Origin of the sequence: Sphingosinicella sp. YJ22 (assembly GCF_011320075.1) — a bacterium.
GTDB lineage: Bacteria > Pseudomonadota > Alphaproteobacteria > Sphingomonadales > Sphingomonadaceae > Allosphingosinicella.
On the sequence record NZ_JAANPA010000019.1, the window covers coordinates 41,714 to 50,242 of the forward strand.

Here is an 8,529-nt window from a genome sequence, read left to right on the forward strand (position 1 = left end):
TGCGCCGCCAGCGGCTAAGATGGGTCAGTCGAGCTGGATCGCCCCGTCGCCCAGGTCGATGCCGCAGCGGCCGTCGCGGACCCAGCAAACCTGGCCGTAAAGCGGCTCGAAGCCCTCGAAATCGACTCGCAGCTTCTCGCCGATGCGCGGCTCGATTGGCGCCTCGAGCATGATGCCGCTGCCCGAGAGGTTGACGACCTTGGACAGAATTTTCTTACGGCGGAAGGTCACGGTGGCGCGCTCGACGACTCCGCGGAAGCGGTCCTCGCGGCGCTGATTGGTGGTGCGGCGCTCGCCGCGCGGAATGAGGATCGCGCTCAGGCTGACGTCGCCCGAGCCGCGCCGGCAATTTTCCTTCTTGGCGGCCGGACGAACCACCTGGCTCACTTCCCCAGCCTTCAGTGCGGAACGGAATGCGTTCATCGAACATGCGCCTCTTAATCGAACCGAGGCACCTCTATGACAGACAAGTTTTACTGAATTCCTAGCGACATGGGCGGCGGCGATGCCGGCCCGCCTCAACTGCGGCAGCACTTCCTTAACCGAACCGCGCTAAGCCTTTCGGGTTACAGCCAAGAGGCCAGATGTGCGGCGCGAAGAGCGACTACCCCTGGACGAGCCGGCGCGGCTGCACCCCAATGAGTGGAGCAGCCTTGAAGTTCGGGTCCTCGATCTGTCCAACAACGGCTTTCGGGCGGAGTGCGAAGCGCGGGTGACGGTTGGCAGTTGCGTCACCTTGGAGCTGCCCGGAATCGGCTCGGAGCTCGCTTATGTGACATGGCGCCGCGGCGACCGCTTCGGCGCCAAGTTCCGCCAGCCGGTCTCGATCGACCGCTGCGGCTGGTCGCGGCTTACCCGCCAGGCGGTTCTCGCGCGCATGCTCGTCGAGCGCGCCGCGGCGCGCACCGTCGGCCAATATGGCACCGAGTTCGAGCTTCGCCGCAAGATCCTCGACGGCCTGCCGATGGTGCGCGTCAACGGCGACTGACGGCGGGTTTCGCCGGCGGATTGTCCGGCATGTCGCCGCCTGCCATACCCGGCGCCATGTCCCGCCGCCGCCTCGGCTCTGCCGCCCTTGCTCTCGCCGCCATGATCGTGACCCCAAACGCTTCCGCCCAGGACCGGCCCCGAGTCCGCGAGGCCGGCATCGCCGTCGGCGTGATGCAGCCCGGGCCCCTGAACGCGATCACTGATGTTGCCGGGGTGCGCGTCGGCCATGTCACGCTGATCGAGGGGCGCGACATCCGCACCGGCGTAACCGCGGTCCTTCCGCATGGCGGCAACCTGTTCCAGGACAAGGTCCCCGCCGCCATCGCGGTCGGCAACGGCTTCGGCAAGCTGATGGGGTCGACCCAGGTCGCCGAGCTCGGCGAGATCGAGAGCCCGATCCTGCTCACCAACACGCTTAACGTCCCCGAAGCGGCCGCAGCGACGATCGAATGGACTTTGGCGCAGCCTGGCAACGAGGAGGTGCGCTCGGTCAACGCGATCGTCGGCGAGACCAATGACGGCTTCCTCAACGACATCCGCCGGCGGCGGGTCACCATCGCCGATGCCCGCCGTGCCATCGAGGCGGCGCGCGAGGGCCCGGTGGCGGAGGGCGCGGTTGGCGCGGGCACGGGCACGGTCGCCTTCGGCTACAAGGGCGGCATCGGCACCGCCTCGCGCCGGCTCGAGACGCGCCATGGCGGCTGGACCGTCGGAGTGCTGGTGCAGAGCAATTATGGCGGCGCGCTCACCATCGACGGGCTGCCTTACGACGCCTTGACCGGACGCCACGGCCTTGCGCCGCAGCGCCAGGGTTCGGGCGACGGCTCGATCATCATCGTCATCGCCACCGACGCGCCCTTGTCCGACCGCAACCTCGAACGGCTCGCCCGCCGCGCCTTCCTCGCGCTCGGCCGCACCGGCTCGCCGATGACCAATGGCTCGGGCGACTATGCCATCGCCTTCTCGACCCATGACGGGGTGCGGCGGACCGCGGCGCGGCGCGCGGCGGCGACGGCCTATCCCGAGCTCGGCAACGAGGCGATGACGCCGCTCTTCTTCGCCGCGCTCGAAGCCACCGAGGAAGCGGTGCTCAACTCGATGTTCCGCGCCGGCCGAATGGACGGCGCCCGCGGCACCATCGAGGCGTTGCCGATCGACGAGGTGCTTCGGCTGAGGCGCCAGGCCCGCTGACCCAGGCGCCGACCGGCGCCGAAACATTCATTTCCTGTTCACGCCGGATGATGTGATACTATCACATTCAAGGTGGGAGAGTGACTATGCGGCCAATCATCCTCACGACGATGTCGGCACTTATGCTCGCTGGCAGCATGCCGTCGCCGCTGATGGCGCCGGCGTTCGCCCAGGCGCGCGCCGAAGCGCCGGCGGGCGACCCGGACCGGATCTGCGCGCCCTATCTCGAGCGCGGGCTCGAGGAGATGAGCTATGGCCGCGGTCGCACCGGGCGCCTGTCCGGAGCAGCGCCGATGCCGACGGCGCCTCCTCCCATGCCGCAGGCGGGAATGGCGCAGCCGATGGCCGTGACCGGGACGCGCATCGCCCGGCCGGGCATCCCGATCCCGCGCGAGGACCGCGAGCGCTATGCCGGCGAGGAGGTCGCCGCGGTGCGCGCCGTCGCCGAAGAGCCGGTGTCCACCTTCGGAGTCGATGTCGACACCGGCAGCTACGCCAATGTCCGCCGCTTCCTCCAGGACGGCCGCATGCCGCCCCAGGCCGCGGTGCGCACCGAGGAGCTGCTCAACTATTTCCGCTACGATTATCCGCGGCCGAACGACCGAACGCGGCCGTTCAGCATCGCCACCGACATGACCACGACTCCGTGGAACTCCAACACGCGGCTTCTGCGCGTCGGCCTGCGCGGCTACGACATCGCCCGGCGCGATCGGCCGCCGGCCAACCTCGTCTTCCTGGTCGACGTGTCGGGCTCGATGATGAGCCGCGACAAGCTGCCGCTGGTGCAATGCTCGCTGGCATTGCTGGCGGAGCGCCTGAACCCGCGCGACCGCGTGTCGATCGTCGTCTATGCCGGCGCCGCCGGGCGGGTGCTCGATCCGACCAATGACAGGCGCCGGATCCAGGACGTGCTGATGCGGCTCCAGGCCGGCGGCTCGACCGCGGGCGCGGCCGGCATCCAGCTCGCCTACGACACCGCGCGCCAGAACATGATCCCGGGCGGAATCAACCGGGTCATCCTCGCCACCGACGGCGACTTCAACGTCGGCGTCAGCAACACCGAGACTCTGGTCGACATGGTCGAGCGCGAGCGCGCGGCGGGCATCCAGCTGACCACGCTCGGCTACGGCACCGGCAATTACAATGAAGCGATGATGGAGCAGATCGCCGACCACGGGAACGGCAATTACGCTTACATCGACAGCCCGCGCGAGGCTCAGAAGGTGCTCGACGAGGAGCTGTCGTCGACCCTGTTCACCATCGCCCAGGACGTGAAGATCCAGGTCGAGTTCAATCCCGCTTATGTCGCCGAATACCGCCTGATCGGCTACGAGAACCGCGCGCTTCGCGAGGAGGATTTCGACAATGACGCGGTCGACGCCGGCGACATCGGCGCGGGCCACCAGGTCACCGCGCTCTACGAGATCGTGCCGGCCGGAAGCCGCGGCTGGCTGCCGCAGCGCCGCTACGAAGGCAATCGGCGCCAGGCCGCCGGCGAGCAGGACGGCGAGATGGCGCATCTCAGGCTGCGCTACAAGCTGCCGGGCGAGAGCGAGAGCCGGCTGATCGAGCAGCCGGTCCATGTGCGCCTGGTCCGCCGCGCCGCCGCGCCGACCGGCGACACCGCCTTCGCGGCGGCAGTCGCCGCCTACGGCCAGCTGCTGCGTGGCGACACCAATCTCGGCCGCTTCACCTTCGCCGACGCCCGCGCCCTCGCCGGCCGTGCCCGCCTCGACGACTTCTGGCGGCGCGAGTTCATCGGCCTGACCGAGGCCGCCGAGCGCCACCTGCGCGAGGAACGGGCGGAGCGCTGACCCACCTCCCCGTTGCGGCTCCGGAACCTCCGCCGCGCCCGCACGCTCACGCGTGACGTGGCGTTGGTTGGAGGTTTCGGATGCAACGGATAGCGCAGTTGGAGACGTTCGCGCGCCTTGGTTACGCCGCGCGCGGCATCGTCTACCTCCTGCTCGGCTATTTCGCATTGAGCAGCGGCGGCGGCGAGGGCACCTCGACGGTGATCGAGCGGCTCCGCGACGTGCCCGCGGGCGGACTGTTGCTGATCGCGATCGCCGTCGGCCTGGTCGGCTACGGCCTGTTTCGCCTCTATAGCGGCTGGCTCGACCTCAACGGCGACGGCAACGATCCGGGCGGCCTGTTCAAGCGCTTCGGCCAGGCGGCCAGCGCCGTCACCCACCTCGCGCTCGCCTACTTCGCGGCGAAGACCGCCATGGGCCTGGAAGAAAGCGGCGGCGGCGCGCGCGAGGCGGCCGAGACCGCCTTCACCTTTCCCGGCGGCGCGCTCGCGGTCGGCCTCGCCGGCGCCCTGATCGTCGTCGCAGGCCTCGGCAATTTCCTCGAAGCGTGGAAGACGACGTTCCGCCGGCTGCTCGACGCCCAGGCGCCCGGCTGGACCTGCCATGCGGGGCGTGCCGGCTACGCCGCGCGCGGCGCCGTGTTCGTCATGATCGGCTGGCAGGTCATCGCCTATGCCGCCGGTCTGGACGATGGGCGGATCGGCATGGAGAGCGCCATGGCCGAGCTCAGCCGGCGCGAATGGCTGTTCACCGCCATCGCGACCGGCCTCGCCCTGTTCGGCCTGTTCAGCCTGGTCATGGCCGCCTTCGCCCGGATCCGCGACGAGAACGTCCTCGAACGGCTGAAGGCGGAAATCAGGCGCCGTTAGACGTCGAGATTCGCCACGTTGAGCGCGTTCTCCTGGATGAAGTCGCGGCGCGGCTCGACGACGTCGCCCATCAGGCGCGTGAAGATTTCGTCGGCGACGTCGGCCTGGGAGATCTCGACCCGGAGCATGGCGCGGTTGGACGGGTCGAGCGTGGTCTCCCACAGCTGCTCCGCGTTCATCTCGCCGAGGCCCTTGTAGCGCTGGACGCTGAGGCCCTTGCGGCCGGCGGCGAGGATGGCGTCGAGAAGCTCGGACGGGCGAGTGACCGCGACACCCTTGGCCGGGGTCGGCGCCGAATCCTCGTCCTGCTGGGCCTCGGTCTGGCCGATCACGCCCGGTCCGGTCTCGGCCTCGTCCTGGGCCGCCTTGGCCGCGCCTTTGAGCGTCACGAGACGCGACGGGCTGGCATAAGCGGCGGCCTGCTCGCCGGTGAGGCCGTGGAGCTTGCGCGCCTCGGCCGAGACCAGGAATTTGTGGTCGATGACGTGATGGTCGGTGACCCCGCGCCACAGCCGGTTGAGAACGATATTGCCGTCCTCGCCGGGCTCGGCGGTCCAGCGCGCCTCCTCGTCGGATGCGTTGAGCCAGGCGGCGGCACGGGCGATGGCGTCGCCGCGGCCACGAGTCTCGAGCGCCGGGTCGAGAGACCCGGTCAGCGCCAGCGCCTCGATGATCGCGGGATCGTAGCGGCGCGGCACATAGCCCATCAGAGCGCGCATGCGGCGGGCATGCTCGGCGAGGCTGCGCAGGTCATCGCCCGAGCGCGGCCCTTCCGCAGTCTCCAGCACAAGCGCGCCGACGCCCGCGTCGACGAGATAATCGTCGAGCGCGGCATTGTCCTTGAGATAGACCTCGGACCGGCCCTTGGCGACTTTGTAGAGCGGCGGCTGTGCGATGTAGAGGTGCCCGCGCTCGATGATCTCCGGCATCTGGCGGTAGAAGAAGGTCAGCAGGAGCGTGCGGATGTGGGCGCCGTCGACGTCGGCGTCGGTCATGATCACGATCTTGTGATAGCGAAGCTTGTCGATGTTGAAATCTTCGCGGCCGATTCCGGTGCCCATCGCCTGGATGAGCGTGCCGACCTCGCGCGACGACAGCATCCGGTCGAAGCGGGCCCGCTCGACGTTGAGGATCTTGCCGCGGAGCGGAAGAATCGCCTGGAAATGGCGGTCGCGGCCCTGCTTGGCCGAGCCGCCGGCCGAGTCACCCTCGACCAGGAACAGCTCGGACTTGGCGGGATCGCGCTCCTGGCAGTCGGCGAGCTTGCCGGGCAGCGAGGCGATGTCCATCGCGCCCTTGCGGCGCGTGAGCTCGCGCGCCTTCTTGGCGGCCTCGCGCGCGGCGGCGGCGTCGATCACCTTCTGGATGACCGAGCGCGCGACGTTCGGATTCTCCTCGAGCCATTCGGCGAGCTTGTCGGCGATCAGGCTCTCGAGCGGCTGGCGCACCTCGGACGAGACGAGCTTGTCCTTGGTCTGCGAGCTGAACTTGGGGTCGGGGAGCTTGACCGAGACGATCGCGGTCAGGCCCTCGCGCATGTCGTCGCCGGTAAGGCTGACCTTCTCCTTCTTCAGCGCGCCGGAACGCTCGGCGAAGCCGTTGAGCGTGCGGGTCAGCGCCGAGCGGAACGCGGCGAGATGGGTGCCGCCGTCGCGCTGCGGGATGTTGTTGGTGAAGCAGAGGACCTGCTCGTAATAGCTGTCGTTCCATTCGAGCGCGACGTCGATGCCGACCTCGTCGCGCTGGCCGGTGATGGCGAGCGGCTCGGGCACGATCGGGGTCTTGGCGCGGTCGAGATAGCGGACGAAGGCCGCGATTCCGCCCTCGTAGAACAATTCGACCGACTTCTCCTCCTCGTGGCGGGCGTCGGTGAGGACCAGGCGCACCCCGGAGTTGAGGAAGGCGAGCTCGCGATAGCGGTGCTCGAGCGTGTCGAAGTCGAACTCGGTGACGTTCTTGAACGTGTCAGTCGACGGCAGGAAGGTGACCCGCGTCCCCTTCTTGCCCTTGGGCGCGGGGCCGCGCTCGATCAGCGGCGCCTCGGCGTCGCCATGGCGGAAGCGCATCCAATGCTCGACTCCGTCGCGCCAGACGGTCAGCTCCAGCCATTCGCTGAGCGCGTTCACCACCGACACGCCGACGCCGTGGAGACCGCCGGAGACCTTGTAGGCATTCTCGTCCGAGGTGTTCTCGAACTTACCGCCGGCGTGGAGCTGGGTCATGATGACCTCGGCCGCCGACACGCCTTCCTCCTTGTGGATCCCGGTCGGGATTCCGCGGCCATTGTCCTCGACGCTGACCGATCCGTCGGCGTTGAGCGTGATCAGGATTCGGTCGCAATGGCCCGCCAGCGCCTCGTCGATCGCATTGTCGCTGACCTCGAACACCATGTGGTGGAGGCCCGAACCGTCGTCGGTGTCGCCGATATACATGCCGGGCCGCTTGCGGACCGCGTCGAGGCCCTTCAGCACCTTGATGGATTCGGCGCCGTACGTGTTCTCATTCGGTGATGTTGCCATGCCTAGGATATAGGAAGCGGAACCCGAAAAGGCGAGCAAAATGGAGTGGTTCGGCGCTCGCCACGCAAACGGACGAAGGGAGCGAACGCGATGAGGAATCTGCACCTGCTGGCGGCCTGCGGCCTGCTCCTGTCCTGCGCCCGCGGTGAGCCGGTTTCGGACAACCGCGCGGAGCCGCCCGCGGCCGCTCAGCCAAGCGCGGCGCAGCGCAACGAGACGGCGCCCGCCGCGCCGGCCGCAGAAACCTGGGTGCTGACCAGCGAGGGGCTGGGGCCGCTGCGGATCGGCATGACTCTCGCCGAGGTCACCGCCGCGGCGGGGCCAGATTCCGATCCGCAGGGAGTCGGCGGCCCGGAGCCGGAGAGCTGCGACCAGTTCCGCCCCGAGCGGGCGCCGAAGGGGGTGATCGTGATGGTCGAGGAAGGCCGCCTCACGCGCATCTCGCTGGACGAAGGCTCCCGCGTGGCGACGGATCGCGGCATCCGCGTCGGCGATCCGGCTGGGCGCGTGCGCGCCGCCTATGGCGCGGCGCTGAGCGAGAGCCCGCACGAATATGTCGAGGCGCCGGCCGCCTACCTCACCCACTGGGCCGGCAATGTCCGTCCGGGCGAGGGCGGCTATGTCGAGGAGCCGGCGGCGCGCGGTATCCGCTACGAGACCGACGAGCGCCAGCGAGTCACCGTCATCCACGGCGGCGGCACCAGCATCCAATATGTCGAGGGCTGCTCCTAGACGCGCTCGGCCGCGCCGGGGCTGATCCGGAACCGGGCCGCGTCGCCGCCGACGGTGTCGAACAGGGCCGGCTCCGTCCCGGTCATCCACACCTGGCCGCCGGTGCCGGCGAGCCGCTCGAACAAGGCGGCGCGGCGTGTCGGGTCGAGATGGGCGGCGACCTCGTCGAGAAGCAGGATGAGCGGGCGGCCGCTGCGCGCCCGGACCAGCTCTGCATGGGCGAGGACGAGATTGAGGAGCAGGGCCTTCTGCTCGCCGGTCGAGCTTCGCGCGGCGGGCTGGTTCTTGCCGGCATGAATGACGAGGAGGTCGGCGCGGTGGGGGCCGGTCAGCGTGCGGCCGGCGGCGGCATCGCGGGCGCGGCCGTCGCGAAGGGCCGTGGCGAGCGGCCCGGCCTCGCCGGCGCCGCCATTG

The 8,529-nt window shown here is 69.4% G+C and carries 7 protein-coding genes and 1 pseudogene; 5 read left to right on the forward strand and 3 right to left on the reverse strand.

Going from position 1 to position 8,529, the window contains the following annotated elements; genetic code table 11:
• Positions 1-24: 24 nt before the first annotated feature.
• Positions 25-423, reverse strand: coding sequence for a PilZ domain-containing protein (locus tag G7B71_RS08510; protein WP_166039858.1), 399 nt, complete (start codon positions 421-423; stop codon positions 25-27).
• A gap of 163 nt (positions 424-586) precedes the next feature.
• On the opposite strand from G7B71_RS08510, the gene G7B71_RS08515 reads away from it, so the two are divergent.
• From G7B71_RS08515 to G7B71_RS08530, 4 genes are all read left to right on the forward strand, one after another.
• Entirely contained in the window at positions 587-988 is a 402-nt protein-coding gene (locus G7B71_RS08515) for a PilZ domain-containing protein (protein ID WP_166039860.1), read from the forward strand.
• A gap of 101 nt (positions 989-1,089) precedes the next feature.
• On the forward strand, positions 1,090-2,181 hold the full coding sequence (locus G7B71_RS08520; protein WP_207774751.1) for a P1 family peptidase: 1,092 nt from the start codon (positions 1,090-1,092) through the stop codon (positions 2,179-2,181).
• Positions 2,182-2,267: 86 nt separating this feature from the next.
• Positions 2,268-3,995 carry a VWA domain-containing protein gene (locus G7B71_RS08525; protein WP_166039862.1) on the forward strand — a complete coding sequence of 576 codons (1,728 nt, stop codon included), beginning with the start codon at positions 2,268-2,270 and terminating at the stop codon, positions 3,993-3,995.
• A gap of 80 nt (positions 3,996-4,075) precedes the next feature.
• Positions 4,076-4,864: a DUF1206 domain-containing protein gene (locus G7B71_RS08530; protein ID WP_166039865.1), complete on the forward strand. Its 789-nt coding sequence runs from the start codon at positions 4,076-4,078 to the stop codon at positions 4,862-4,864.
• Here G7B71_RS08530 and gyrB read toward each other — a convergent pair.
• Positions 4,861-7,383 carry a DNA topoisomerase (ATP-hydrolyzing) subunit B gene (gyrB, locus tag G7B71_RS08535; RefSeq protein WP_166039867.1) on the reverse strand — a complete coding sequence of 841 codons (2,523 nt, stop codon included), beginning with the start codon at positions 7,381-7,383 and terminating at the stop codon, positions 4,861-4,863. The genes G7B71_RS08530 and gyrB overlap by 4 nt on opposite strands.
• Positions 7,384-7,473: 90 nt before the next feature.
• On the opposite strand from gyrB, the gene G7B71_RS08540 reads away from it, so the two are divergent.
• Positions 7,474-8,115, forward strand: coding sequence for a hypothetical protein (locus tag G7B71_RS08540; RefSeq protein WP_166039869.1), 642 nt, complete (start codon positions 7,474-7,476; stop codon positions 8,113-8,115).
• On the opposite strand, the pseudogene G7B71_RS08545 reads toward G7B71_RS08540, so the two are convergent.
• A pseudogene (locus G7B71_RS08545) lies at positions 8,112-8,529 on the reverse strand (DNA replication and repair protein RecF); the annotation flags it as partial. The gene G7B71_RS08540 and the pseudogene G7B71_RS08545 sit on opposite strands and share 4 nt — an antisense overlap.